Origin of the sequence: Actinoplanes sp. NPDC051633 (assembly GCF_040681735.1) — a bacterium.
Lineage (GTDB): Bacteria > Actinomycetota > Actinomycetes > Mycobacteriales > Micromonosporaceae > Actinoplanes.
Map to the genome: position 1 here is coordinate 1 of NZ_JBFAZH010001535.1, position 1,521 is coordinate 1,521.

Consider the following 1,521-nt stretch of genomic DNA (forward strand, 5'->3'; position numbering starts at 1 on the left):
GCGGAAGAACCGTTCGCAGCCGGCGTGGACGTCGCTGTTGTGCCGGTCCCAGCCCAGCCCTCCGCCCGGCCCGGTGGTGGCGGCGGCCTTGATGACCATTTCCGCGTCCCGTACGGTGCCGTGCGCGATCTGGAAGAAGCCGGGCAGGAAGGCCGGGCTGCTCTCGTCGGCCAGCGCGACCGCGTGCTCGGGCGGCAGCGTGTACCGGCGGGTGCCCGCGTCGTACTCGACGAAGCCGCCGGCGGCCTGGGCGTTCAACCACTCCCGGGCGTAGTGCACACCGGTGCCGGTGCGCCCGGCCAGTTCGTCCGGGGTGGTCGGACCGTGCGCGGCCAGGTCGCGGTAGTAGCCGAGCCGGTCGCCCATCACCACCAGCGCGCAGTTGAGGGCCGCGCCGACCTCGTCGACGGCCCGGAAGACGAACGCCATCAGCTTGTCGGTGTCGATCTGTGCAGGGGTTGTCGTCATGCCGGGACGCTAGGCGTCCGCCGGTATTAGCATCAATGCAGGAAGCTGAAGGAGCATTAGTGAAGCTGATAGGTCACGTCCGGGGCATCCGGGCGCTGTGCGAGATCGAGGCCCGGGGTTCGTTCTCCGCGGCCGCGGACGCGCTGGGCCTGACCCAATCGGCGGTGAGCCAGCACGTCGCGGCACTCGAACGCGAGGCCGGCCTGCCGCTGGTCGAGCGCGGCACCCGCCCGACCGAGCTCACCGCGGCCGGTCGGGTCCTCGTCCGGCACGGCTCGGCGATCACCGCCCGCCTCGACGACGCCGAGCAGGAGCTGGGCGAGCTCGCCGGGCGCCGGGCCGGGCGGCTGCGCTTCGGCAGCTTCCCGACGGCGCTCACCACCTTCGTACCCATGGCCCTCGCCCGGCTGCGCCGGGAACACCCGTCGATCGTCCTGACCGTGGTGGACGACCACCTGCAGGGACTGCTGCCCCGCCTGACCGACGGCACGCTGGACCTGGCCGTGGTCTACGACCACAAGACGCTTCCGGCGCCGGTGCCGGGGCTCCACCGGGTCGCGCTGTTCGACGACACCTTCCGGGCCGTGCTGCCGGCCGGGCATCGCCTCGCCCGGCGTCGCGGCGCGCCGGCGCTGCACGACCTGGCCGGCGAGGTGTGGGTGGGCGGCCACAGCGGTAGCGCGTGGTTCAGCATCGTCCGGCACTCCTGCCGCGCCGCCGGTTTCGAGCCCCGCACCTCCCTCGCGTCCGACGACTACCGGGCCGTGCAGGCGTTCGTCGCGGCCGGTCTGGGGGTCGCCGTGATTCCGGGCCTGGCCGTCGCCACGACGGTGCCGGGCGTCGAGGTGAGACGGCTGCGCGGCCCCGCGCCGGTCCGGCGGATCAGCGTCGTCCATCAGGGCGGCCGAGCTGCCTCCGGTCCTATCAGGGGCGGTGGTGGGGCTGTGGATGGCGGTTCGCCCGCCGTTCTGGCTATGACGGACATCCTGATCGACATCGCCCGCACGGTGCTGGCCGCCGCGCTCGCCCGCACCGGCAAGAACCCGGCCGGCT

At 73.4% G+C, this 1,521-nt stretch carries 1 protein-coding gene and 1 pseudogene; one reads left to right on the plus strand and one right to left on the minus strand.

Annotated elements, in window-relative coordinates:
- Positions 1-468 (minus strand): annotated as a pseudogene (locus AB0M20_RS42875) (SAM-dependent methyltransferase); the annotation flags it as partial.
- Between the two features lie 59 nt (positions 469-527).
- Here AB0M20_RS42875 and AB0M20_RS42880 point away from each other — a divergent pair.
- The coding region (locus AB0M20_RS42880; protein ID WP_364307182.1) for a LysR family transcriptional regulator at positions 528-1,521 on the plus strand (994 nt) is incomplete at its 3' end.